We start from the raw sequence: 25,999 nt of genomic DNA, 5'->3' as shown, positions 1-25,999 counted from the left end.
GAAGCATTCGCGCAAAAACATTTGGGTTTTAAAGATACTGTATCCAAACGAGATTTGCTCTAGCACGCTAATTCCAATCTTCTTCATCTTGCCGCTTGCTGCGACTTTTATAGACAATACTTGTGGCATGAATCTGACGAGTTTTTTCAAAGAGTGCATCTTCTGTCAAGTTCCACTGGCGGAGAATCATATCCAGGTCTTGTTGAATCTCCCTTGCCCCTGGAAAGCCACGATAACGAATGCGTAGACGGGCGAGTTCCGCCAGATTGAAATCATTCATTTCCCCGGTTAAGAGGCTGTTAACGAGTTGGCGATCGCGTCCTTGGAGGGGATGCTGTTGATCTTTGTTTCCTGTCTCTGCCATATAATCTCTAATTTTTAGTTTTTAAGTGTTTGAATTTCTACTTCGTCTCCCACCTGTAAAATATTACCGGCTTCCGATTCAGGGATGCGCGTGTTTACCGAGAGTCGGTAAAAGTGATTGAATCGGGATGAATCTACCCAACTGGGCAAAGTTTCTTTCCGCGCTTGCACAAATAATTTTTGAAAATTAGGGTAAACCTCGCCCATTAGAGAGTCTCGTGTCGGCACTACACAACGCTGACAGGGATTGACCCCATTTATCTGCACATCTCGCACCAGAAACGGCACCACATCCTCTTCCGCCCCAAACAGCCGATCTTCCCAAAATGCTGGGACGCCCCCAATTTCCAGATTTGCCCGCAGGCGTCGCCGCAATTCATCCCCCGTCAGGGGAGGAAACCAGGAGGCAACTGTCTCCAGCGTGGCGGTACTGATGACTGTTGGCCCGGAGGCATTGGTATCATCTGGAAAGCCAGAGACTAAGTTCTGGCAGAGTTTTACGGGAAAGTCGAAATAGTCGCTCAACCAAGCTTCTAATTCACTCCGTTCCCGATCGATGTGAAAAATGTGGGTTTGTTCTGTTCCTTGGACTTCTAAGCAAACACGAGTAATCTTCTCAGTATCCGTATCAATGTCAAAAGAAGTCCGCAGTAAGTGAACTTTCGGATTGCGCTTGGCATTCACGAATCGACCTTGAGCGTCACAGATAGCAAACTCTCGGTCATACTGTAATGCACCACTTTTAAGGATGGTTGCTTTGGTAACGGAAACACCATCTAGAGATTTGATTGGATAAACCAGAATGCGGGCAAGGTAAGACACGGTAATCAATTAGAAATTAAAAATGCTTGTATTAAAAATGGACAACTCTTTTTCAATAGAATTTTTGCTTTCATTAGATATTCCGAAAGCTTACCCTATCTTTCGGGGAACGGGAAACCGCTTCGCTTCTACATCTGAGTTCATCTGTGTTTAAAAATTAAAAGTTCGGTATTTTTGCAAGAAGCTTATTGTTGATTTTTCAGCTTTCTTGAAATGAGGCAAGACTCTCATCAAACGCCCGCTACATACAAAAACGGTAGAGAAACTATCGCTTCTCTACCGTATAACACTAAAAATTAAAAATGAATCATGACAAATTCATTTTTAATTTTTAATCTTTAACTTTCAGCCGCTTGGGGAAGCAATTCTCGCTTCTGACCTTGCAGCACTTTCACTTCCTTCGTGGTTTCATCGACATCCACAATTGCCGTGTCTCCATCTGAGACGCGACCGCTGAGGATTTCTTCAGCCAAGCTATCCTCTAACAGGCGCATGATGGCGCGACGCAGCGGACGGGCACCATAGCTGGGGTTGTATCCTTCTTCCACCAGACGATCCTTGAAGCGTTCCGTGACTTCTAAGATAATTCCCTGTTCGCTCAACCGTCCGATCACCTCTTTGAGCATGATGTCGGCGATTTCCTTCACCTCGTCCTTCGTCAATTGGCGGAAGACGATGATCTCATCGAGACGGTTTAAGAACTCTGGGCGGAAGTATTGCTTCAGTTCTTCGTTCACCAGCGAGCGAATGCGGGTGTATTGTGCCTCTGCTTCGTTCTCTTGGGTATCGAAGAAGCCAAGCCCTGTGCCACCTTTCTCAATCACCTTAGAACCGATGTTGGAGGTAAGAATCAACAGCGTGTTCTTGAAGTCTACCGTGCGTCCCTTGGCATCGGTCAGGCGACCGTCTTCCAAGATTTGCAGCAGCATATTGAATACATCCGGGTGGGCTTTTTCGATTTCGTCGAATAGCACCACGGTGTAAGGACGACGACGTACTGCTTCGGTGAGCTGACCGCCTTCGTTGTAACCGACATAGCCTGGAGGCGAACCAATCAGTTTGGAAACCGTGTGGCGCTCCATGTATTCGGACATATCTAAGCGAATCATCGCTTCTTCCGAACCGAAGAAGTAAGTAGCCAAAGACTTTGCGAGTTCCGTCTTACCTACACCCGTCGGCCCTGAGAAGACAAAGCTGGCAATTGGTCGGTTGGGGTTCTTTAAGCCGACCCGTGCCCGACGAATGGCTCTGGAAACTGCTTTGACGGCTTCTTCTTGACCGATCAGCCGATTATGCAGCGTGTCTTCCATGTGCAGCAGCTTCTCGGATTCGGATTCGGTGAGCTTGTTCACCGGCACTCCAGTCCAAGAGGCGACAATGTGGGCAATGTCTTCCTCGGTAACGACGGGGGAAACATCATCGCGTTTGTCGGATTCGGTCTTTTTGCTTTGAGCGATCGCGCGAATTTCGGCTTTGATTTCCATTTCGCGATCGCGCAGTTCTCCTGCCCGGTCGAAGTCTTGACTGCGGACTGCGTCATCCTTATCCTTGAGAACCTGACGCAGTTCTTTATCCAATTCCTTCGCTGCGGGGGGCAACTGAGAGTTGAGCAGGCGCACGCGGCTTCCGGCTTCATCAATCAGGTCAATCGCTTTATCCGGCAAGTAGCGGTCGGAAATATAACGATCTGAAAGCTTGGCAGCAGCTTCTACGGCTGTATCGGAGATTTTCAGTTTGTGGTGTTGCTCGTAGCGTTCGCGCAACCCGTACAAAATCTCAATGGTTTCGGCAACCGTCGGCTCACCGACCATCACCGGCTGGAATCTACGCTCTAGGGCGGCATCCCGTTCGATGTGCTTGCGGTACTCATCTAGCGTGGTTGCGCCGATGCACTGCAATTCCCCTCTCGCCAAGGCGGGTTTCAGGATGTTTGCCGCGTCGATGGCACCTTCTGCGGCACCTGCACCAATCAGGGTGTGAACTTCGTCGATTACTAGGATGACATTCCCCGCTGAGCGGATTTCATCCATAATTTTTTTCAAGCGCTCTTCAAATTCACCCCGGTATTTGGTGCCCGCTACCAGCAAGCCAATATCTAGTGTGACTACGCGCTTTTCTTCCAGGATGTCGGGTACATCGTTGTTTGCGATGCGACTCGCCAACCCTTCCGCGATCGCGGTCTTACCAACTCCGGGTTCCCCAATCAGCACTGGGTTGTTCTTCGTGCGGCGTCCCAGGATTTGGATGACCCGTTCGATTTCTTTCGCCCGACCGACGACTGGATCGAGTTTGCCTTCTGATGCCATCTGGGTCAGGTTAGAGCCAAACTCATCTAATGTCGGGGTCTTGGTGCGTCCGCTACTTTGCCCCGCAGAGACTTCTGCCGTCTCTCCCAGCATTCTAATCACTTGCGTCCGCACTTTCGTGAGGTCAACCCCTAGGTTTTCCAACACTCTGGCAGCAACCCCTTCTCCTTCTCGGATCAGACCCAGTAGCAGGTGTTCCGTCCCGATGTAGTTATGCCCTAGTTGGCGAGCTTCTTCTAGAGATAACTCCAGGACGCGCTTGGCTCTGGGGGTGAACGGAATTTCTACCGCCACAAAGCCAGAACCACGACCGATAATTTTTTCCACCTCAATCCGAGCATCCTTGAGGTTGACGCCCATAGATTTCAGGACTTTGGCGGCGACGCCGGTTCCTTCTCCAATTAGACCCAGGAGGATCTGCTCCGTACCGACGAAGTTGTGTCCCAGGCGACGAGCTTCTTCCTGGGCCAGCATGATTACCTTAATGGCTTTTTCTGTGAAGCGTTCAAACATGGCGGATTTCGTTTCCCCTGCTGCGTGCCTGTAATGGTGATTCTAGCATAGGGTTTTTATCCGGCTGTCACATTGAAGATAGATGAAATCTATCCCGCAAGATTTTTCTGACTTTGTTGGTAGAACTCAGCGATCGCTAGTCTCTCGCTACTATCTAAAGTTAGAAAATTGACGGGGCAAAAAAGTGAGTAAATTGACACATTGGCAAAAAACGCCAGTTGAACCACCATGTCCCCTACAACCTTATAACCGAACCTTATAACCGTCAACCTTCTATCCTTTAACTTCATCGGCTTCCAAGAACTGCCGATGAGAGTAACGGAAGCGATCGCTAATTGAGGAATGCCAGTCGCTTAAGGTTTGCGGAAATTCAGGTGCTTGAAGACCGCTACGCCACAAAATCAAAGCATCTTCGCCCGTATCTTTGTAATAGCGCCGACGCCTACCAACTTCCTGAAACCCAAATTTCTCGTAGAGAGACTGGGCAGGTCGATTCGATGCTCTCACCTCCAGCGTTGCCCACTCCAACCGGCGCTTCCAGGCTTTTTTGAGCAAGGCATAAAGCAGTGCCTGCCCCAAGCCTTGACCTCGATAGTTGGGATGTACTCCCAAAATCGTAATGTGTGCCTCCTCTAAGATTGCCCACAGACATCCGATGCCCACGAGCGATCGCTCTAGAGGCGGATCTCCTTCCGGACTCAATGCAGTCGGGGCGGCGTTTTCCCCCACGTACTGAGTGGATTGACCGATTACCTCTGGTTCCTTGCCGCTAAATTCTTCTATAACTAGCAAGTCACTATTGGGACTTTCTAACTCTCGCTTGTAACCGTCTAGAGTCCAGAGTTGACCAAAACACAGTTGGTCTAGTTCCACTACCGCCAAGAGCTGCTCTGCTGTCAGCGGCTGAAGTTGCAAAAAAGTCACAGTTTTCAATTGTAGACTGAAAAACAAGACGCATTCACGCCTGTTAAGCATCCAAGGACAACTATTAGATCATGTTATCGACTCAACCAGTCGGGGTTCAAAATTCTGGACGGCAATATTTACCGCTTACGCCTACAACCCGTACAGACGCAAATCATCACGTCAGTGTAGATCGCTCACCCAATCAGGAACTTTTGCCCCTGACGTCTGGGGTTAACAGCCGCGACTGCCTGGAAATTGGTGGTTGTGACGTCACGAAACTCGTGCAGCAATTTGGTTCGCCCCTTTATATTTTGGACGAAGAAACGCTGCGGACAGCTTGTCGTCAATATCGGGATGGTTTAAGCCGCTATTATGGCGGTGAATCTCAGGTACTGTATGCTTCTAAAGCCTGGAGTTGTCTAGCCGTTTGCGCGATCGCTGCGAGTGAAGGCTTGGGGATCGATGTCGTCTCTGGCGGCGAACTCTACACGGCGCTGCAAGCTGGCGTCAGTCCCGACAAAATTTATTTTCACGGCAATAACAAATCCCGTGAAGAACTGACTTTAGCGGTTGAAACCGGCTGCACGGTTGTAGTAGACAACTGGTTAGAGCTACGCACCCTCGCGGCTTTGGAATCGGGACAAGCGCCTAAGGAATCAGAGGTTAACCCCTCTAATCATCCAAAATCCAAAATCCGGATCATGCTGCGGTTCACCCCTGGCATTGAATGTCACACTCACGAATACATCCGCACCGGACACCTCGATAGCAAATTTGGCTTCGATCCTAACCAATTAGAGGAAGTCTTTGCTTTTATCAGCCAGCAGTCAACTTTAGATTGTATCGGGTTGCACGCCCATATCGGTTCCCAAATCTTTGAGCGCCAACCCCATCACGATCTCGCAGGGGTTTTGGTGGAGTGGTTTAAAAAAGCAGCCACCAATGGATTGCCCGTCAAAGAGTTAAATGTCGGGGGTGGCTTGGGAATTCGTTACACCGAATCAGACGATCCTCCCAGTATTGATGAGTGGGTAAAAACTGTCAGCGATGCCATTACCGCAGCCTGCCAATCTCAACAAATCCCCTTACCTAAATTATTGTGCGAACCAGGGCGATCGCTCATTGGGACTGCCTGCGTCACCGCCTACACCGTAGGCTCATCAAAGGTCGTTCCAGACATCCGCACCTACCTATCCGTTGATGGCGGAATGTCTGACAATCCCCGTCCCATCACCTACCAATCCCTGTATCGAGCCGTTGTTGCCAACCGGATGTCGGCACCCTTGACAGAAACTGTCACCCTTGCCGGTAAACACTGCGAATCTGGAGACATTCTGATCAAAGAAGCATCGCTACCGAAAACTGAGCCGGGAGATATTCTCGTCGTCATGGGCACAGGTGCCTACAATTACAGCATGGCTTCTAATTACAATCGCCTGTCTCGTCCAGCAGCGGTTTTAGTAGGTCGAGGAGAAGCTAATCTGATTTTGCAGAGGGAAACCTACCAGGATGTAATTCGGCAGGATCGTCTACCTGAGCGATTAGTAGTTAGTTAGATTGGGAATTTTTTGCACCAATGCGGTCAACTAAAATCCCTGCCGCTTAGTCTCCTCTCAATCAAAGCAGGGAGGCTTTTCTCCCCTTTCGTCAAGGAGAGGGCAGGGGAATACATATACATAGCCCTCATGCTCTTTGACATGAGGGCTATGTAGGGGCGCACAGCTCACGCAAACGCTCTTACCATGTGTGTTGAACGCAATGGAAAACCGCTATATACGCTATATAGTCGATTGATGCAAGATGTCAGTCATCGCAAAATCCTACGACTCACTACCTAATTCGCTAGTACTCAAGGGGGCGCTTCAGCTAAAATCGAGCTTTAAGGGAAAAAGAAAGTAAAAAATAGAAACAGTAATTAGCTATTAACTGTTTAGCTGGGACGTAACCACAGGTACACTAGATTTAGACTCTAAACTGTTAATTCAAGCCAATAGCTAACTGCTCTCCTTGCTTTTTACATTCTTGCCTTCTGCCTTTAAACTCGCCCGTATCCAGCAAACTTCAGCAAATCTGATAAGGTTCAATGAATTTGGGTCCCGGTCAAGACCCTCCCGGAACTTCGACCTTGTTGCTTCAAAGCATTGATATTGTTTTAGTTCTCATCCTCACGTATCTGGTGCTACTCTTTATCGGGGAGCGTCGCACATTGTGGATGGTACGGGGTTTGATTGTCTTAATGCTAGCCTCAGCCGTGAGTAATCGCCTGGGGCTGGTACTGTTGAGTTTTGTCCTGGAAAAGTTGGTAGTTGGCTCGGCTGTGGCGATGGCTGTCATTTTCCAGTCAGAATTTCGTCGGTTTCTGGAACAATTGGGCAGGGGAGAACTGATGCAGTTGCTGCAACCCTCCCGACGAGCGATTCCCAAGGCAGATAGTGTTATTGATGAAATTGTGGATGCGGTCAAAGAATTGTCCCAAAACCGCACGGGTGCTTTGATCGTACTGGAAACGACCGGGCCAATTGATGAGCGGGATTTTTCCGTTCAAGGCGTCAAATTAAATGCTGAGGTTTCTAAGGAAATCCTACAAACTATCTTTCAAACATCTACGCTCCTGCACGACGGCGCAATATTCATTAGTGGCTCCCGCATTGTTGCCGCTGGGGTGATTTTGCCCCTTTCTGAGCGGACGGCATCGCGACAGCTGGGGACGCGGCACCGGGCAGCAATGGGAATTACGGAGCGGGTCGAAAATTGCCTATGTATCGTTGTATCTGAAGAAACCGGCTCTATTTCTTTAGCGGAGAGGGGGGGACTGAATCGCCCCCTAACCAGCAGTAAACTGAAAGAACTCTTAGAGACGCGATTCTCCACGTCAAGCGAAGAGAGGGCCGTCGCCCCCGGTCTACGCAGTTTGGGACGTCAGATTAGCGATCGGGGAAAGGCACTGGTTTCGCGTTTGCTTCGTCTTCCACCACCGGGTTCTCGTGACAAGAAATGACTTCAAAATCAACTGTCTTACAAAATTTGCCTGCTGACCTCGATCGAGACCGCCTGCCCAAACATGTGGCAGTAATCATGGATGGAAATGGTCGATGGGCCAAACGCCAAGGGCTACCTCGAATTATGGGTCATCGGCGGGGGGTCTATGCGCTGAAGGATTTACTGCGCTGCTGTAAGGATTGGGGAATTCCAGCGCTGACTGCTTATGCGTTTTCTACGGAAAATTGGAAACGACCGTTGGAAGAGGTTGATTTTTTAATGACCTTGTTTGAGGGGGTGTTGCGGCAGGAACTCCGGGAAATGGTGCAGGAGAATGTGCGAATCAACTTTATGGGAAATTTAGCCGATTTACCGCGAAGTCTCCAGGTAGAAATTGAGCGGTCAATGGCTGAAACTCAGCACAATGCCAGCATTCAGTTTACTGTGGCAACTAATTATGGGGGACGCCAGGAAATTCTGCAAGCTTGTCGAGCGATCGCGACTCAGGTGCAGGAAGGTGTTTTACAGCCTAATGAAATTGATGAAGCTTTGTTTTCACGCCACCTCTATACTGCTAAAGTTGGCGATCCCGACCTGCTGATTCGCACCAGCGGGGAAATGCGCCTCTCGAACTTCCTGCTGTGGCAATTAGCTTATGCGGAACTCTATATCACAGAGACGCTGTGGCCTGATTTTGACCGGGCGGAGTTTCACCAGGCTTTGTGTGCCTATCAACAGCGCGATCGCCGTTTCGGCAAAGTATAAGTAAATTTGTAGAGACGCGATATATCGCGTCTCTATTTTCAGTGATTTCTTGACTTCAAAACTCAAAACTCAAAACTTTTTCTAAGGACCTGCAAAAACAGCGTCTTCTACATCTTGGCGAGTCAGAGAATATTTGAAGGAGCGCAGGATATCTCGTCCGCCTTCACCCGCTTCTAGATAGCGCACGGTTAGCTCCTCCACATCTAGAGACAGCTCTGCTTTCCAAAAAGGTCTAGCAATGTGCCAACAGTGCAGCTGAGTTCGGTCTTGTTGACATCCCATCTTTTTGAGCCACTGTTCAATATCAGGTAAGGGATGGTTATAGAGGGGCGTATCAGCAGTGGGAAGAGTCATAAGTCGTTTTAAGTTGGCTAGGGGCGGATTTTCCCAAATTATCTGTCATCCGGCAAGTAGATTGAATCAACTCGCTTGTTTTGAGGGATGAGTGGGGCAAGGCGAGACCCAGATGCCACGGGTTTAGATAGATGATGAGGATGAATAGGAAGATGAGGCGACGCCTGCTGCTCGACTGGTTGCAGGGTTTCTAGCCCGGAAACCTGGAAGGCGGCTTCTCCTCGCGTTAAGCCAATGGCGATCGCTAACAATAGGCAACCCACAAAGGTTAAACCCATGATGAATAGGACAAAAATCTCTCCAGGCGAGAGGGGGCGATCGGTTGGGTCTAAGTAGGCTGAGGAAGAATATGCCTTTTTGGGTTGGGACGGAGAATTCAAGTTTGGCGGTGCTTGAATTACACTAATGCGGGAATAGCCAATTTTTAGGTCATAAGCCAGTCGTCGTTGTGGATTGCTAAGGGTGGAATAGGCTTCATTGAGCTGCTGGAACTTAGCGGTTGCTATGTTAGCAGGCAATTCTGTGGTATCGGGATGGTAGTGTTTACTTAATTCTCGATATGCCCGTCGAATTTCGATCGGGGACGCCGAGGGGTGCAGCCCTAGCAAGGCGTAATGACTGGTCGCCAAGGTTGTTTGATACGGCATCCGGCGACCTTCATTATTCGGATTTTCCCTATTTTGAGTCACCGCAGCTTCACTCTGCCTGGGTTTTGAGTGCGTTTCAATTATTCTAAGCGATCGCATAGGACGCCCCACATTATCTCGTCGCATCGAATGCTTGCCGTTGCGGGTATACAAGGAGATGGGGAAAGAATGCGATCGCATTTCTTCAACTTGCTACCAAATCATCTGTCCCACTTGCAGTGTTCCCATCGCCATTGCAGTGCATTTTTATTAATATTCTCGGGCAGTTGCAGAGATTTGCCGTCCAGCTCTTTGTAATCTGTATTGAGTAAACTAGGTTCGAGATATACTTTCAGCGTTTCTGGGTGAATAGCAATTAGGTTGAGGTCAAAAAGTGTATGTATATCAGCTCGAAGCAGCAGACCATTTGAAGAATCATTGTTTTCCTCCTCACTGTATGGAATGATGTGAGCAGCTTCCAAGGCTTCTTGTGCATCACAACCTGTTATAGCACAGCAAGAATTATAGGTTGTTAGCAAATTTTTACGAAACTGAGGTTGTCCTCTCCGTTGATTAATAGATACTGTAATTATCTTTTTGGCTTCTTCTTCTTTAAGATTATTGGGAGTAAAAAGAACCGTGGCATTAATATCCTCTTTCGCAACAGCAAATTCTTCAATTTCTGTGCTACTAGTCTCATAAATTACCTCTGGTTTTCCACAATTATTATTTATAGCTACCTCTCGAATTCTGGCATTTGTAATGCTTCCATTTTCCGAAGCCTGATTTATGTTAGCCCTTGGTGAAGATTCGCCTTTATTTTTTTTTGTTTCCTGATTTTTCTCTTTGAAAGCAGACCTTAGAATTGGTTTTCTCAAAGGTATTTTAGTACCATCTGGCTTTGTCGCCCCACGTAATTTTTCAATATCTAGTTGTTTTTCTAAGTTGGCATGACCACGCACTTTTACATTAAGTAAATTTGCATAACGCAGGTCTGCATCACACAGGTTTGCATCCAATAAGTTCGCATTTTCGAGATTTGCCCCACGTAAGTCTGCATTACATAGGTTTGCCTTTAATAGGTTTGCACTTTTGAGATTTGCCCAACGTAAATTTGCACCACACAGGTTTACATCACACAGGTTTGCCTCCAATAAGTTCGCATGTTCGAGATTTGCCCCCTGTAAGTTTGCATTACATAGGTTTACCCTTGATAGGTTTACATCTTGAAAGTTTGCTCCACAGAATTCTGCCTCCTGTAAGTTTGCATCGTTTAAGGAAGCTCCAGTTAAATCTACATTGTGAAAGTTCCGTTCCCCATTCTTCCTATAAAGATTCAAAAGTTGACGCCGAACCATTTTGTTATTATTATTCATTTCTTTACTTAATCATTTTCTTAATATCTGACTTTGAACACATAATTAGATAGCTTTATCTAATTATGTGTTCAAAGCACTTAAATTTGTTGCCTTAATATAAAATTTTAATCAGAACTATAGGTGATACGAGTAAGAGCTGCATCTGTCCGCTTATAAACGACTCCGCAAATCGCTGCTAAAAGCAACCATCCCAAGGTATTCACTCGTAAATCAAATATACTTACATCTACAGTGTTAAATAGGGTACAGGCACCAAAAGCAACTAAATAACTGAATAGAATTAATTTATTTTGTATGAACAGGATTAATCGCGTCTCTGCTAATAATAGGACAGCTTGAACCATCACCCAACCAACTAAACCACAGAAGAAAATGGTTGCTGGGATGCCAGTTTCAGCCGTTAGCATTAACAGCAAGCTGTGAGGATGTCCCAACCAGACTTTCATTTGTGTCTCGTAAAGTGGCGTAAAATTCCTTAAACCCCAGCCAGTCCAGGGACGTTGCTGAGTCATCGACCAAGCAAACTGCCACTGAGTTGTCCGTAACAACGCCACGGGTCGATCTGGATACATTTGGTCGGTGAGTCGCGCCCAAAAGTAATAGGGGACAATCGTGCGAAGCCATTCGCGCACAGGTGAAGGGCCAAAAGCTGCCCAGAGGATGCTAGTAGCGATCGCCCCCACCGCTGCGATTAGCCAACGCCAACCTTGATAGAAGGCAAAGGCAAGACAGCTAAGAACGACAATTGCCCAAGCATTGCGGGAATTCGTCAAAATCAGTGCAACTGCATTTCCAATTACCGCTACACTTAGAAACCCGATTCGCCAGGTAATCGGAAGGGGGAAAATATATTTTCTTTTAGCGTTTGCTTCCTCCCTTTTTTCTAGGGTGGCGGCGCGTAAGCGGCGAGGTTGGGGCGATCGCTTTTTGCTTTCTTCAATCCACAATCCCAGTGCCAGAATAAACACAATTTGCAGATAGGCTGCCAAAATATTGGCGTACATAAACACCGAAGCCATCCGCCCGATGGGATTGCCTTTGGGTTGCAGCGCCCAACCTACAAGACCTTCCAATAGCGCTGGGCTAGCCCAACCCAAGAATATCTGTCCGAAGCCGAGAATGACCACGGGTACAGAAGGCACCACCAAAATCCAAGCTAACCGTCGCAGTTGTGCTGGTGTCTGAATGAGTTCGTTATAGGCAGCAAAAAAGATGAAAAAGGGGAGGAAATTAAACAATCCCAGCAAGGCTTCTAAAGGAAAAGGGGCGAAGCTAGCTGAAATAATTACCCAGGTGCAAAAAATAGCAAATCCGCGATTGAGAGGGCGTCGGATAATTGTGGGATATTTTTTTCTCCAGGTGCCGACTAATCCGATAAATATTCCAATAGCACCCAGAATAGGAATCAAGGGAAAAAACAGAAACCCCAGTTGAGCATAGTGCCAAGATGCTTGCAAGCTGGGGTCGGGATGCCGACTTAAAAATGGGAAATTAAAAATTAAAAACGGGGATTTCTTCATTCTTAATTTTTAACTTTTGACTTTTAACTCCTAAGCAGGTTCCCAGCATTCGGCACGAGTTAGGCGAATTTGCGCTAAGGCAACGATGATAGGGATAATCCGACCGTAATTAGTCGCGATCGCTCTCCAGCCCAAATCGGCAAAAAACCACGCCCACATCGCGGGTCCCACTAATGCAAATACACTGCGGATGGCACCATAACGGGCGGCACTCATTGCCATCCCACGCTTCGCTGTTTGTAGCACCATATAATTTTGGAACTGTGCAGCAGCCGCAGCACTGCCTTGGATGACAGTTTCTTTGGCGACTTGATAGCTTGCAAAGTGAATCGCAAACTGACGAGCAAGTTGTTGTAGCAGCAGCGGCTGGACAATGGAACTAACGGCAAGGGCACTGCCTCCCTTGACGAGTAAAGCCATCGGGTCGTGTTGCAACTGTAATGGCAGGGGTTCGGAGAGTTGAGACTTTGCTAGCGATCGCTGTACTCTGGCAGTTAACGCTTTCTGTTCGTGTCGAGGCATTTGTTTCCACGCCCGACCCATCAGATTGAGAAATACTTCTGCTTCTAAATCAGTTGTCGAAAGTTTTGCAGAATAGGGAATTTTTAGATATCGACAAACTTGGATCAAAATTTGTCGATAAGTGACTTCACCCGTGCGTCCTCGCAAAACTGTCACTCCATCCGCCGCTAAAAAGCGAAATCTCTGCTCGATCGCATCCAACCAATCTTCGTGATCTTGGCTTTGAATGTCGATCGGGTCAGGTGTCTGAACGTAATCTAAGGGGTTAAATTTGCGGCGAAATAGAATATCTGTCAGTTGCTGTAACTCTTCTTCTGTGGCTAATTCCAGCGCGGCTCTCAGCTCGTCCAACTTCAATTCCTCCCAGACCCCAGATTTGGTGCTGTCCCTTATTCTACTTCTATATACTTGAAGACTGAGGGTTATCCGTAGTGTTTGATGTCGCCGTAATTGGTGCGGGTATCGCGGGACTGACCGTTGCTCAACAGTTGCACCAAGCTGGATATAAAGTGGTCGTCGTTGACAAATCTCGTGGCGTTGGGGGAAGGGTGGCAACGCGCCGATTGCAGGGGACTTGTGCCGATCATGGCTTGCGTTATTTAGAAACCCAAGGGCAGTTAACTGAGAAGTTTATTGATGTTTTGCGGGTGAAGCAAAGCGATTTTGAAGGAAAGCCGGGGATTGTTCAAGCCTGGACGAATCCTGTTTGCCGGGAACCAGCAAAGCCGAATTTATCCTCGACCCGTCCCCGTTATGTGGCACCAATGGGGATGAATGCGATCGCTAAATTCCTCGCCACAGGTTTAGAAATGCGGCTGAATCAACGGGTTCAAGAAATTACCCCAACTGATGAGAAAACTTGGCATTTCACTTTTGAGCCGAAAGCCGACCCATTAATTGCTAAAGCTGTTGTCGTGGCAATTCCAGCGCCTCAAGCTTTGATGCTACTGGAACCCTTAGCCAAAACCATACCAACTCAATTTCTAGATAGTTTACGCGCTGTGGAGTTTGACCCCTGTCTCAGTGTAATGGCGGGTTATCCAGCTTCTCGACAGCAAGATTTAAGTAATGCAGAGACGGTAAATTTCCCGTTACACCTAGATGTTACACAGGACTCTGACTTAGCGTGGATTGGTTTAGACAGCAGCAAACGCCCCAATCCCCAGATACCAGTCTTTGTTTTGCACAGCACCGCTGAATTTGCCAAACATTACCTGGACGCCGAAGATTTAAACCCAGCGGCAAGCCAGATGTTATCTCGCGCCGCCCAGTTACTCGTTCCGTGGCTGGATTCTCCCGAATGGTTTCAAATCCATCGCTGGCGCTATGCTTTCCCCAGTCGTCCTTTGCATCAAGATTGCCTGGACGCTGAGACACCATTGCCCCTAATTTGTTGTGGCGATTGGTGCGGCGGAAACTTGGTAGAAGGGGCGATGAATTCTGGATTAGCTGCCGCAGTCAAGATTAATCAACAGATGGAAATGCGAAGCTTGCCGGGAGAAAGTTTTTTAGAAACCCTCCAGCAAATATCTGGTAGAAGCGATCGCTAAGGAGTTAATTGAAACCGATGGAAGATTTGATCCAAGTCGTTGATTACGATACCAATTGGCCTATCCAATTTGAGCAGGAAAAACTCCAGATTCTCCACGCCCTCGGTAATGCTGTCTTGGACATCCACCATATTGGCAGTACCTCAGTGCCAGGATTAGCAGCTAAACCAATTATTGATATTCTCGTAGACTTGGAGGAGTTACCACCCAGCGTCAGTCAGATTACATCTCTCGAAACACTCGGCTATCTCTACCAAGGTGAGTTGGGTGTTTCAGGACGGCACTTTTTTCGCAAAGGAATGCCCCGCACTCACCATCTCCATCTGGTGAAACGAGGAAATCAGGTTTGGGAAAACCAGCTAATCTTCCGCGATTTTCTCAGGGCGCACCCTGAGAAGGCGAAGCAATATGATTCTTTGAAGCGCGAGTTAGCGGTACAATTCCGGCTAGATCGAGAGGGCTACGTCCAGGCAAAGGCTCCTTTGATTGAGCAGCTACTCTCAAAAGCTAGGGCATGGCGGCAAATTATCTAAGATAAGCAGCGATCGCTACCCGGAGAAAGTTTTTTAGCAGCGATTTCTTAGCATTGCCCGATTTAACGTTACATAGCCAAATACAACTCTGTTGCGGCAAAAGAGCAAATTGCCCAAAGTTGCGATCGCTGCTTGTCTGCCATTAGCTGCTAGTGATTTTCAAGGCGAGAGCGTTCATCAAACACCAGTATTTACAAACCGTTTCATAACATTTGGGGGATGGAAATTGCCATCAACCCTAGACCCTGTATGAATAAATCCGATTCTTGGCAGCCTTAGATGGTGCGATCTCTGTCTCCCCCAGTGTAAAGAAAACTTTACATTCTGTAATGTTTTGTTATATGTTTTAAGACAGGAGACAAAGATTCGTAACCCAGAAGTTTCTGGATTAATAGTTTTAACGAATCTAAATAATGCATCCATGACTTCATCCACGACTTATACGATTGAGTCCGCACAGGGCATTTTCCCTGGAACTCAGATTGCTAATGCGGTTCCAGCTACCACGGAAGCTTTCGATAAGCTCAGCGTTGACGATCAACTGGCATTACTCTGGTTTGCCTACACCGAAATGGGTGTTTCAATTACTCGCGCCGCCACAGGAGCCGCCCGCATGATACTAGCGGAAGGTTTACTAGCCCAAATTAAGCAGATGCCAGCTGCCGCCCAAACGAAAGTGATGGAGGATCTTGCTAACCGTGCTGACACTCCCATCAGCCGTTCCTATTCTTCTTTCAGCGTCAATACCAAGTTGGGTTTTTGGTATGAGTTAGGAGAGTTGATGGCACAGGGTATTGTCGCTCCCATCCCAACGGGATATCAAATGACCCCGGAAGCCGCAGCAGTGCTGGAAACCATCAAGAAACTCGATCCGGGTCAGCAAATCACAGTTTTGCGGAATACCGTCATCAACATGGGATTTGATCCGGCTCTCAACGATTACGCAAAACCCGAAGATCCCTATATAACACCCACCGCCCTAGCTTCCCGTCCGAAGATCAGTATTGATGGCATCAGTGAGCCTACAGTGCTGAACTATATTCAAAACATGAACGCATTTGACTTTGAGGCGGCTGTGTCTCTATTTGCGGAAAAGGGAGCATTGCAACCGCCCTTCCAGAAGCCAATTGTCGGTCGTGAAGCGATTTCTGCATATATGCGCGAAGAATGCCAGGGACTCAAGATGATGCCACAGAAAGGCGTCTCTGAGCGCATAGAAGATGGCTATACCCAGCATAAAGTCACAGGGAAAGTAGAAACTCCTTGGTTCGGTGCCAGCGTTGGCATGAATATTGCGTGGCGGTTCTTACTAGATCCCCAAGGCAAAATTTTCTTTGTGGCGGTTGACTTACTGGCATCCCCGAAAGAACTCCTAAACCTAACTCGTCAGTAGGACGTTAGGTACAGTTGCTGAGATAAGATAAGGCACAAATAATCGCCTTAGCAACAAGAACTGTAGGGTGCTGCTCCTAGCACCCTACATTTTTGCTTGAGTCTGCAAGACATCAATTTTTCACCAAACCACTCATAACGCCCAAATAATTCTCAAAAAGTCTTGTAAAAGTTTTACGGCTCTTCCAGTAGTTGCGAAACTAATTTTATGGCTTCTGCGGGGGTAGAGATTTTACCTTCAGCGCGTGCGATTCCAATCGCGGTGAGAAATTTACCAACTTGTGGACCCGATGGGAGATTGAAAGTTTGGATCAAATCCTTGCCGCTGACGAGGGGCGCGGGATGAGCAACTGGGTCGTCAGGAGTAAGATAGCGGTTGATGAGGGGTGTCAATTCTGCTACGGATATCCCAGTGGCTACAGCTAAAACGACGATGGCGGGAAAAACCTGTCCTGCCTCTCGAAAGAATAAATACTGCTCTCCTAAAGACATCTGGGATGGTTGCAGCTGCGGCAATAATTTGAGTGCAGTGCTAATGGCGCGAATTTCAGCGCGGCTGTATTTTAAATTCAATAATTGAGTTTCAGCAGCTTCCGGCACGGGTGATAACAATATCGCCAGTTTTGCAATGCCCAACCAAGAAGTTTTTAAGGTATCGCCTACCAAGCTAGATAAAAAGATTGCTAACTCATGCCATATTTCTCCCAGCACTACCGCTGAACTTTCAACTGCTGGCAAGATTGTAGAGACATTTTCGGAACCTCTCCCCCAAACCCCCTCCCCGTTGACGGGGAGGGGGCTAAGAGGTGGAGTTATTAACCTCGCGATTGTTCCCTCCGTTTGCAGGGGAAGGTTCGGGAGAGGTTGGGGACTTGAGGCACTGGGAAACCAAGTTTGAAGTAAACCATCCTCAACGGCAGTAATTATCCAAGGAGTGCCTTCAGAAGTGTTAAGGAGATAGGCAAACTCTGCTTGCACTCGTTCTGCCGATACTTGCCCCAGTAAAGGTGCAAGTTGTCGAATTGCTGCTTGGGTATCCGTCTCAAGGGTAAAACTGAGTTGGGCGGCTTGGCGGTACGCTCTTAATAGCCGTAAAGGGTCATCTTGCAGATTTTTGGGGGAAACCATCCGAATGATGCCCTGTTGCAAATCTGCATAGCCACTAAGAGGGTCGATGAGTTCGCCAGTGTAGGGATTGTATGCGATCGCATTCATTGTATAGTCGCGCCGCTGCAAATCGATTTCCAGATTTGACCCTTCGGCTTGTGCAATATCAACGGTTGCTTGCTCAAATACGACTCTAGCAATCTGTCGCTGGGCATCTAACAACACAAACCCCGCTTTGTAGCGACTGGCAATCTTCCGCGCTGTTTTTACCGCATCCGCCAGTAAGACAAAATCTAGATCCCGGTACTCGCGGCGGCGTCCCAGCAAAGCATCTCGCACAGCACCCCCCACCATATAAGCGGGTTCCGGGAGCAATTCCAGGCTAAAAGGCCAAGTTTTTGGCGATAGGGTAGAGGTGTCTGTGTTTAAGTGCATCTGTATACTTACCCCATTTAGATAATTTTCCGAGTCCACGCACAGGAACAAGCGTTTGTGTGTCTGTGAATTTATTCGCCTCAAAGACACATTGCAATAAAAATCAACCCAATAGGTAATTAATAGACGTGTTGACTGAGCTAGATTAACAGAAAAGCCTCTGGAGGCTGTCCTATGTGTATTTGTGTTAACTGCCAATACGTAGACCGCTGCACCACCTATCATGCGGTAGAAATGCAGCATCAGGTGCCTCATCTAACTGAAGACCCCGATTTTGAAGCCACTGAACCCACCATCAATGTCAATATCCGCACCGAGGGGGAAATGATTGAGATGGAATGGGATGTTGTGGGTTGTCTCAGCTTTAAGCGGGAAACCGGCAAATGGGCGCGGTTGCGTCCCGGCGAGTTAGTGCCAACCTGAAAATATCTAAGTCAGATTGCGTTAAGCTACGCTGTTTTACAAACTTTAACGCGACGGCTACTGCTTGCCTCAGTAGCCGTTTTGTTGCATTTAGGCAATTCAGGCGACTGCATAGAGTCGAACTTACTCAGAAAAATCGTTGACTTGTCAATAATTGCTCAGATACAGACGACCCGCGTAACAATTGGCTAAGAATCTGAGCTGTTTTAGAGTTATTGCAGTAATTAATAAACTAATGCTTTTTTAGCTTCTTGCAGCAATGATCCCTTAGCAAGTAGGCAAAAATGAAGAGAACTGGTGAGAAACGGGTGGAGATGGTAGTAGGGATTAGGTAAGCGATCGCTCTAAACCACATTTCTTAATAATTAACATATTAATCTGAATTAATTTATGAAATATTAGCCATGATAATTAGGAATCTTTAATATTTCTTATGTCTTTTTAGTTTTGCGAAGATACATATCATCTTACCTATCTCCCCGCCTTCACTCACCACTACACTCAAAAAAGGGGAGGTAATAAGAAGTCCAGTTTGTGAGTAAAGCGACTGGCTCTAACAGAATTTATCTGGCTCAACATCAATCAAGAAGACCAAGCCGTAGTTATGAATTTAAGTCCTTATCTCCCAAAAATAACACCGTTTTACGCCCGAAACAAAGCCGCTTTTGGACTAAGTATTTTAATCGCCGCCGGATATTTAGGTAATTATTTCCGTTGGTCATTATTTTTCGATATAGATTTCCTATTTGGCAGCATTGCCGTTTGGATTATAGTATTTTTGTACGGTACAGGTTGGGGTACTTTTGCAGGCTTCATTTCTGGCATTTGTACCTATTTTATTTGGCATCATCCCTACACGGTAATTACCTTTACCGCTGAAGCATTCTTTGTTAGTTTATTGTTTCATCGTCTACGTCAGAATATCGTGCTGCTAGACGGAATTTTCTGGCTGTTCATCGGGATGCCTCTCATTTGGCTATTTTACGCCATTATCTTGCACGTAGATACTACACAAGCGTTGATTATCTTGTTAAAGCAGCCTGTAAACGGGATTTTCAATGCTTTAATTGCTAGCTTGATGCTGACTCATTTACCGATTCATAAATGGCTAGGTCGTCCTCAAGCAGTTAGCACGCTTTCTTTGCAACAAACTGTTTTTAATTTGTTAGTAGCTTTTGTCTTCTTTCCTACTCTAATTCTTATGGTTTTAGACAGCCGCCGCGTAATTGATAACATCAAGACAACAGCTAATGCAGAACTCAAGGCGGCTTCTATAGATTTAGTTGTTGAAATGCGTTCTTGGCATCAGCAACATCTAAAGGCAGTTCAAGAATTTGCTCAGATTGCTGCTGATGAGCCTACCAAATTGGATGCATTGCAGTCAAGTATAGAATTTGCTAGACGGACATTTCCAGATTTCCATGAGATTTATGTAGTCAATGCCGAAGGTAAAGCAATTGCATCTTCACCACGACAGAATGAAGCGGGAGAGTCCACTATTGGATTGAATCTTGCTGTTAAACCCTACTTTAAGGAAATAAATAATACTCTGCAACCTACTCTATCGGATGTAGTGAACGGACAAAAGGTAATTCTCAGCGTACCCGTGCTAAGAGATAATCGCTTCCGTGGTTTAGTCATTGCAGAACTCGATTTGAACGGTATTGACGAACTCCTAAAATCAAATGTTGACGAGCGGGGACTGCAAATTACTCTCGTCGATCGCAGAAAATCTGTAATTGCTAGTACTCTGTCTAAGCGAGTAGCAATGCAAACATTTGATCGTCGTAAGGATGGTGAAATTCGTCCAATTGCGCCGATGACTTATCAGTGGCTACCGATAAGTGGCAGTCGGCTTGTCATGGTGCGTTGGAACAATTCGTTCTTTGTGCAAGAGACTCCGATTGATAGCCAACTTCCTTGGACTCTCATTGCAGAATTGTCTGCGACACCAGACGTCCGCCATATAGAGCGCGTTCATACCAATAGTTTAGCGATTTTGATGCTAATTTCAGCGATCGCGCTTATTTTTGCAACCCTTCTAAGCCGCAGCTTAGTTGGTCCCCTCTCAAAACTAGCGCAAGTAACGACAAACCTGCCTCATAAACTTTCAGAGCAAGAATTGATCGATTGGCCTAATAGTCCGGTGACAGAACTGGACGCTCTAGTTCGCAACTTCAAGTCGATGGCGGCGACACTTAATCAAAAATTTTCAGAAATCAAAAGCGTCAACGAAATGCTCGAAGAACGGGTGCAAGAACGTACCCAAAAATTATTAATTATTAATACAGAACTTGAAGCTGAAATTTCCGAACGACAGCGAACAGAGGAAAAATTAAAAGCTTATACCTTCAAATTGGAACAAAGCAACCGGGAATTGCAAGACTTTGCCTTCGTCGCTTCCCACGACTTGCAGGAACCATTGCGGAAAATTCAAGCCTTTGGCGATCGCCTCAAACTCAAATACGGAGAATCCCTAACTAATGAGGGGAAGGACTACCTGGAGCGGATGCAAAAAGCGGCGCAACGGATGCAAACTCTTATTAATGACCTCCTAGCCTTCTCGCGGGTGACAAGCAAAGCTCAGCCTTTTACTCGTGTCAATATCACCAACGTGCTACAAGAGGTCTTGTCTGATTTGGAGGTGCATATCCAGAAGGTAGGCGCACAAGTAGAAATTGGCGAGCTGCTAACGATTGATGCTGATCCGTCGCAGATGCGGCAATTATTACAGAATTTGATTAGCAATGCGCTGAAGTTTCGGCGTCAGGAAGAAGCACCCGTCGTCAAGATTTGGAGTCAATTACTAGAGAAGGACGAGCAGCTTTGGACACAAGACTTATCAGCTCGTCCCATGTGTCAAATTATGGTTGAAGATAATGGCATTGGTTTTGACGAAAAGTATCTGGATCGGATCTTCACAGTTTTCCAACGCCTACACGGTCGTAACGAGTATGAAGGAACGGGAGTTGGTTTAGCGATCTGCCGTAAAATAGTCGAGCGTCATGGTGGTACTATCACAGCAAAAAGCATATTAGGGGAGGGGGCGACATTCATTGTCACGCTACCTGTTAAGCAATCTAGGTGATAGATTTTGGAATTTTAAATTTTAGATTTTTGCTGATCAATCTCAGAAAGCAAGCCTTTTTTCGCGGCTGCAAATTATGCGAAAGTACTGGAATTTGGTGTGAGTAAAACGCTGTGAATAAAGCTGGAAAATTAATTACCATCTTGATGGCTGACGATGATGAAGACGATCGGCTGCTAGCAAAGGATGCATTAGAAGAATGCCGACTCGCTAACGATCTACACTTTGTTGTAGATGGTGAGGATCTGATGGATTATCTTTACCATCGGGGTAAGTATACTCAGTTAATAAAATCGCCCCGTCCAGGTTTAATTCTGCTGGATCTGAATATGCCTAAAAAGGATGGGCGGGAGGCTCTCCAGGAGATTAAAGCCGATCCCGAACTGCGACCTATTCCAGTCGTCGTGCTGACTACATCAAAGGCTGAGGAAGACATCTATCGTTCTTACGGTTTAGGCGCAAACTCGTACATTGCTAAGCCAGTCACATTTGAATCTCTAGTTTCTGTGATGAAAGCTTTGGGAAAATACTGGTTTGAGATTGTTGAATTGCCACTAAAGGAAAATGAAGCGGAAAACTCAACACTATAAAATATAGTTTTGCAGAATGCCTAGTTAGGTTTCGCCTTGGCAAAACCTAACATTAAGCAATACTAAATTTCAGTCATCTACTCAGCGCACATAAGATTATTGAGGTTTTGCAAAGATTGAGGCAAAATAATTGAAATCGGTGGTAAGCTGCTGTGTTGTAACAATTAATTCTTTTGCTGACTCTTGAGTTAAGGGTTTAGCGAAAAAATATCCTTGCCCATATTCGCATTCCATTTCTCTCAGTTGAAAGAGTTGCTCGGCTGTTTCCACCCCTTCTGCTGTCACATTTAACTCTAAAGTATGAGCCAGGGTCACGATAGCACGGACAATTTCTAAACTGTCGTCTTTCGCCCCAATTCTACTAATAAAAGAACGATCAATCTTTAACTGATCGATGGGAAACCGATGCAGATAGCTTAAGGATGAATAGCCAGTGCCGAAGTCATCAATATGCAGATGCACGCCTAAAGCTTTTAGTTGGAAAAGCATTTTGATTGCCGATTCTGCGTTTTCCATAACTGCACTTTCAGTAATTTCTAACTTCAAACTTCGCGCATCCAGGCGAGTCTCCCGCAAAATTTGATCGATTTGCTTGACTAAATCTGGTTGTAAAAACTGTTTGCTGGAAAGATTAACACTGATTGTTAATAGTAATTCTGGATAAAATTGCTGCCAATCATACATTTGGTAACATGCATTGTAGAGTACCCACAGCCCAATGGGAACAATTAAACCTGTTTCTTCGGCAATGGGAATAAATTCCGCTGGAGAGATTAAACCGCGCTCCGGATGCTGCCAGCGTACAAGCGCCTCGAACCCGTCAAGCCTGCCAGTTGTCAATGACACAATGGGTTGATAGTGAAGCTGAAATTCATCCCGCTCGATCGCACGCCGCAAGTCGTTTTCCAGTTGCAAGAGTGCCACCGCGCGGGTATGCATGGTGGTATCAAAGACTTCGTGACGCGCTCTCCCCATTGATTTGGCACGATACATTGCGGTGTCAGCATCGCGCAGGAGATTTTCCGGACAGTCATATCCGATTGCTGGGGCGCTTTGCGAACCGCCCCCGATGGCAATGCCGATGCTTGCTGTCGTGAATACCTCTTGCTCGTTAAGGCTGAAAGGATGCATAAGTTCTAAGTGGATGCGCTCGGCAATGTCAGTGGCGTTATTGATATTTTTGACATCGTCGAGCAGGATGGTGAACTCATCTCCACCTAACCGTGCAACTGTATCTCCACCCCGTAGGCAAGCTTTCAACCGCTGCGCGATCGCTACCAGCAATTGATCGCCAATCATGTGTCCCAAGCTGTCATTAATCACCTTGAAGCGATCAATATCTAGAAAAAGGACGGCGAAGAAATAGTCACTGGTTCGTTTTGACCGTTCAATTGCCTGTCCCAACCGATCCCTAAACAAGGCTCGGTTTGGTAAGCCTGTCAACACGTCATGAAAAGCATCATGGAGGAGTTGTTTCTCAACTTGCTTGCGCTCGGTGATGTCAGTTTGAGAGCCAGCCATGCGAGAGGCTTTCCCATTCGTGTCTCGTACAGCCATCCCCCGGATTAGCATCCAACGGTATGTTCCGTCTTTGTGTAGTATGCGATGTTCGTTCTCAAAATGGGGGGTCAGCCCTTCCAGATGTAAAGAAATCTGCCCTTTCAACTGCTCGATATCCTCAGGATGCACTCGCTCAAACCAGGCATCAGGCGTATTGCTAATTTCGCTCTCCTCGCAGCCCAGCATGGATTTCCAGCGGGGAGAAAAATAAATTTCGTTTGTTTTTAAATTCCAGTCCCAAAGTCCGTCGTTAGCACCAGAAACGGCGAGTTCATAACGTTCTTGACTCTCACGCAAAGCCTCCTGGGTTTGGGCGGCCTTGGTAGCTGCCCCTACGCGCTCGGTAATATCTTGGAAGGTAACGACTGCACCCACCAACTGACCATTTTCTCGAATGGGGGTGCTGATGTACTCAACGGGAAAGCTCGTACCGTCTTTTCGCCAAAAGACTTCTTCTTCTATTTGTTGAACTGTGCCATCCTTAAAGGCTGCATAAATTGGACACGCTTCTCGCGGATAAGGAGCGCCATCGGCTTTTGAATGGTGGCAAATAAAATGCAAGGGTTTGCCAATGAGTTCTTCAACTTCCCATCCCAGCATTCTCGCAGCAGCTGGATTAACAAAGGTGGCGTTTCCATGAATATCCAAACCATAAATTCCTTCACCCGCTGAGTTGAGAATTAGTTCGTTTTGGTGGCGCAGTCGTTCAATTGCCTCTTCGGTTTGCTTGCGAACCGTGATGTCGTTCTGTAACCCGATGAAGTTGATGAGTTTCCCTTCGTTATCAAAAACTGGGTTGATGGTGAGTTCATTCCAGAACGGTGTCCCATCTTTGCAGTAGTTCAGGACTACACACATAATCGGTTGCTTTGATGCGATCGCTTCTCGCATCACTTTCACAACAGTGAAATCGGTATCTTTCCCTTGTAGAAAGCGGCAATTAGAACCCATCACTTCCGCCGCCGAGTAGCCGGTGATGGCAGTAAAAGCAGGATTGACAAAGATAATTGGATTGTCAGGTAAAGTTGGATCGGTGATTGTAACTCCAGTTGTCAGGTTAGCGATCGCCGCCGCTAGCTGGCTGTTTTCGCGCATAGCTGACCGCAAGGCTTCTTCTGCCTGCTTGCGTTTGGTAATATCGGCAGCCAAACCATCGATTCGGATGACATTCCCATTCGCGTCACGCCCTAGATGAGCGCGATTGCGAATCCAACGCTCTTCCCCGTCCGGTCGGAAAATACGATACTCTTCGTCTGCTGCACCGACTTGGAGTAACGCTTGCGTCATCGCTTCTATTCGTTCTCGATCCTCTGGGTGAATCACCTCCAGCCAGAGGTTCGGGCGCTCGAAAAACTGGGAGACTGGACGACCATAAATTTCCGCCGCCGCCGGACTGATGTAAATCGGCTCCCTAGTGATGGCTGAAACCGACCATACGCTGTCATCGAGCGAGCCAAGAATATTCTCTAGCCGCGATTCACTCTCCCGCAGCGCCTCTAACGTTTTGACTCGCTCGATCGAGTAGCGGATCGCCCGCTCTAATAGCGGCGCGTCCATCTTCCTCTTAACTAAGTAATCGGCAGCTCCCGCTTTCATTGCTGCAAAGTCTACTTCCCGATCTCCTTGCCCGGTCAGCAAGATGATCGGCGCTTTACAATTAGTTGAAATGGCTTCTTGTAACAATTCCAAGCCGTTGTGTGCGCCAAGACGATAGTCCACTAAATAGACATCATGTTGATGCATCTGAATCTTTTCTAAAGCAGCATCATAACTATCTACCCATTCGAGATCAAACTTTTCTCGCTCAATTTCTGAGAGGAGATCGCGCGTCAGAATATAGTCATCCTCGTCATCCTCAATTAAAAGCACTTTTATTGAGTCTTTAGACATAAAATAATATTAGAAACAAAATACCTCTATCTTAGAGTTCCTCTCCTCAAGGGTAAAGCTAGAGAAGTCCTCACTCAGCCACAGTTGCAAATTCACTCACAACTGGTTTTTGGTTTGAGTCCTGACGAGCATTACTTTTTAACAGTCTTAATAAGAATAAAATTAAAATTTGGCATCTGTCCGTCGGTATACCTGCTGAAAATGTTTTTTTAAGGCGAAGCCGCAAATCGAAAAAGACGTAAACTCGCCTGTTTAATCCTTATTTCCTCAAGAAAGATATTGGGCTGCCTATTTGCCGATGAAGAGGAGTGCGATCGCCCTTGAGTGCTAGGGGCAAAATCCTCGCTCGTAGCCGTCTCGATAACAATCTCAAGAT

At 46.7% G+C, this 25,999-nt stretch carries 20 protein-coding genes; 9 read left to right on the top strand and 11 right to left on the bottom strand.

Features of this window, described 5'->3' with window-relative positions; genetic code table 11:
• Positions 1-67: 67 nt before the first annotated feature.
• From H6F52_RS03120 to rimI, 4 genes are all read right to left on the bottom strand, one after another.
• Positions 68-364 carry a DUF3288 family protein gene (locus tag H6F52_RS03120; RefSeq protein ID WP_190412039.1) on the bottom strand — a complete coding sequence of 99 codons (297 nt, stop codon included), beginning with the start codon at positions 362-364 and terminating at the stop codon, positions 68-70.
• Positions 365-378: 14 nt separating this feature from the next.
• On the bottom strand, positions 379-1,185 hold the full coding sequence (locus H6F52_RS03115; RefSeq protein ID WP_190531848.1) for an MOSC N-terminal beta barrel domain-containing protein: 807 nt from the start codon (positions 1,183-1,185) through the stop codon (positions 379-381).
• Positions 1,186-1,523: 338 nt separating this feature from the next.
• Positions 1,524-4,004, bottom strand: coding sequence for an ATP-dependent Clp protease ATP-binding subunit (locus tag H6F52_RS03110; RefSeq protein ID WP_190438830.1), 2,481 nt, complete (start codon positions 4,002-4,004; stop codon positions 1,524-1,526).
• 273 nt (positions 4,005-4,277) lie between these two features.
• On the bottom strand, positions 4,278-4,928 hold the full coding sequence (gene rimI, locus H6F52_RS03105; RefSeq protein WP_347276183.1) for a ribosomal protein S18-alanine N-acetyltransferase: 651 nt from the start codon (positions 4,926-4,928) through the stop codon (positions 4,278-4,280).
• Between the two features lie 71 nt (positions 4,929-4,999).
• Between rimI and lysA the strand changes: the two genes are divergently transcribed.
• The 3 genes from lysA (at position 5,000) to H6F52_RS03090 (ending at position 8,654) form a co-directional block, all read left to right on the top strand.
• The gene (gene lysA / locus H6F52_RS03100) at positions 5,000-6,466 is read left to right on the top strand and encodes a diaminopimelate decarboxylase (protein WP_190438827.1); all 1,467 of its coding nucleotides are present in this window, start codon (positions 5,000-5,002) and stop codon (positions 6,464-6,466) included.
• A 527-nt stretch (positions 6,467-6,993) separates the two neighbouring features.
• Positions 6,994-7,908 (top strand): diadenylate cyclase CdaA, encoded by a 915-nt coding sequence (gene cdaA, locus H6F52_RS03095; RefSeq protein ID WP_190412044.1) that lies wholly within the window; start codon positions 6,994-6,996, stop codon positions 7,906-7,908.
• Positions 7,905-8,654: an isoprenyl transferase gene (locus H6F52_RS03090; protein WP_190438824.1), complete on the top strand. Its 750-nt coding sequence runs from the start codon at positions 7,905-7,907 to the stop codon at positions 8,652-8,654. Before cdaA ends, H6F52_RS03090 begins: the two co-directional genes overlap by 4 nt.
• Positions 8,655-8,735: 81 nt before the next feature.
• Here the strand turns inward: H6F52_RS03090 and H6F52_RS03085 are convergent, their stop codons facing one another.
• The 5 genes from H6F52_RS03085 to H6F52_RS03065 all read right to left on the bottom strand — a co-directional run bounded on the left by H6F52_RS03085 (position 8,736) and on the right by H6F52_RS03065 (position 13,406).
• Positions 8,736-9,008, bottom strand: a complete 273-nt coding sequence (locus tag H6F52_RS03085) for a DUF3143 domain-containing protein (RefSeq protein ID WP_190412046.1) — start codon at positions 9,006-9,008, stop codon at positions 8,736-8,738.
• A gap of 38 nt (positions 9,009-9,046) precedes the next feature.
• A complete protein-coding gene (locus H6F52_RS03080; protein WP_190531892.1) occupies positions 9,047-9,655 on the bottom strand; it encodes a J domain-containing protein in 609 nt (202 codons plus the stop codon).
• Positions 9,656-9,855: 200 nt separating this feature from the next.
• Entirely contained in the window at positions 9,856-11,010 is a 1,155-nt protein-coding gene (locus tag H6F52_RS03075) for a pentapeptide repeat-containing protein (protein ID WP_190531844.1), read from the bottom strand.
• Between the two features lie 107 nt (positions 11,011-11,117).
• Positions 11,118-12,533, bottom strand: a complete 1,416-nt coding sequence (locus tag H6F52_RS03070; protein ID WP_190531842.1) for an O-antigen ligase family protein — start codon at positions 12,531-12,533, stop codon at positions 11,118-11,120.
• 30 nt (positions 12,534-12,563) lie between these two features.
• Positions 12,564-13,406, bottom strand: coding sequence for a YaaW family protein (locus tag H6F52_RS03065; RefSeq protein ID WP_190531840.1), 843 nt, complete (start codon positions 13,404-13,406; stop codon positions 12,564-12,566).
• A gap of 80 nt (positions 13,407-13,486) precedes the next feature.
• On the opposite strand from H6F52_RS03065, the gene H6F52_RS03060 reads away from it, so the two are divergent.
• The 3 genes from H6F52_RS03060 (at position 13,487) to H6F52_RS03050 (ending at position 16,531) form a co-directional block, all read left to right on the top strand.
• A complete protein-coding gene (locus H6F52_RS03060) occupies positions 13,487-14,605 on the top strand; it encodes an FAD-dependent oxidoreductase (RefSeq protein WP_190531838.1) in 1,119 nt (372 codons plus the stop codon).
• 17 nt (positions 14,606-14,622) lie between these two features.
• Positions 14,623-15,138 carry a GrpB family protein gene (locus H6F52_RS03055; protein WP_190531836.1) on the top strand — a complete coding sequence of 172 codons (516 nt, stop codon included), beginning with the start codon at positions 14,623-14,625 and terminating at the stop codon, positions 15,136-15,138.
• Positions 15,139-15,559: 421 nt separating this feature from the next.
• Positions 15,560-16,531, top strand: coding sequence for an orange carotenoid protein N-terminal domain-containing protein (locus tag H6F52_RS03050; protein WP_190531834.1), 972 nt, complete (start codon positions 15,560-15,562; stop codon positions 16,529-16,531).
• 173 nt (positions 16,532-16,704) lie between these two features.
• On the opposite strand, the gene H6F52_RS03045 is transcribed toward H6F52_RS03050, so the two are convergent.
• Positions 16,705-18,072 carry a CCA tRNA nucleotidyltransferase gene (locus H6F52_RS03045; protein WP_190531832.1) on the bottom strand — a complete coding sequence of 456 codons (1,368 nt, stop codon included), beginning with the start codon at positions 18,070-18,072 and terminating at the stop codon, positions 16,705-16,707.
• Between the two features lie 174 nt (positions 18,073-18,246).
• On the opposite strand from H6F52_RS03045, the gene H6F52_RS03040 reads away from it, so the two are divergent.
• The 3 genes from H6F52_RS03040 to H6F52_RS03030 all read left to right on the top strand — a co-directional run bounded on the left by H6F52_RS03040 (position 18,247) and on the right by H6F52_RS03030 (position 22,173).
• A complete protein-coding gene (locus H6F52_RS03040; RefSeq protein WP_190438801.1) occupies positions 18,247-18,495 on the top strand; it encodes a Ycf34 family protein in 249 nt (82 codons plus the stop codon).
• Between the two features lie 604 nt (positions 18,496-19,099).
• Positions 19,100-21,583 (top strand): ATP-binding protein, encoded by a 2,484-nt coding sequence (locus H6F52_RS25615; protein WP_242033834.1) that lies wholly within the window; start codon positions 19,100-19,102, stop codon positions 21,581-21,583.
• Positions 21,584-21,729: 146 nt separating this feature from the next.
• Positions 21,730-22,173 (top strand): response regulator, encoded by a 444-nt coding sequence (locus H6F52_RS03030; RefSeq protein WP_190412119.1) that lies wholly within the window; start codon positions 21,730-21,732, stop codon positions 22,171-22,173.
• Between the two features lie 96 nt (positions 22,174-22,269).
• Here the strand turns inward: H6F52_RS03030 and H6F52_RS03025 are convergent, their stop codons facing one another.
• On the bottom strand, positions 22,270-25,623 hold the full coding sequence (locus H6F52_RS03025; protein WP_190531829.1) for an EAL domain-containing protein: 3,354 nt from the start codon (positions 25,621-25,623) through the stop codon (positions 22,270-22,272).
• Positions 25,624-25,999: the final 376 nt, after the last annotated feature.

The sequence above is a fragment of the Coleofasciculus sp. FACHB-542 genome, assembly GCF_014695825.1.
GTDB lineage: Bacteria > Cyanobacteriota > Cyanobacteriia > Cyanobacteriales > FACHB-T130 > FACHB-T130.
This window is presented reverse-complemented; position numbering and strand designations above follow the sequence as displayed.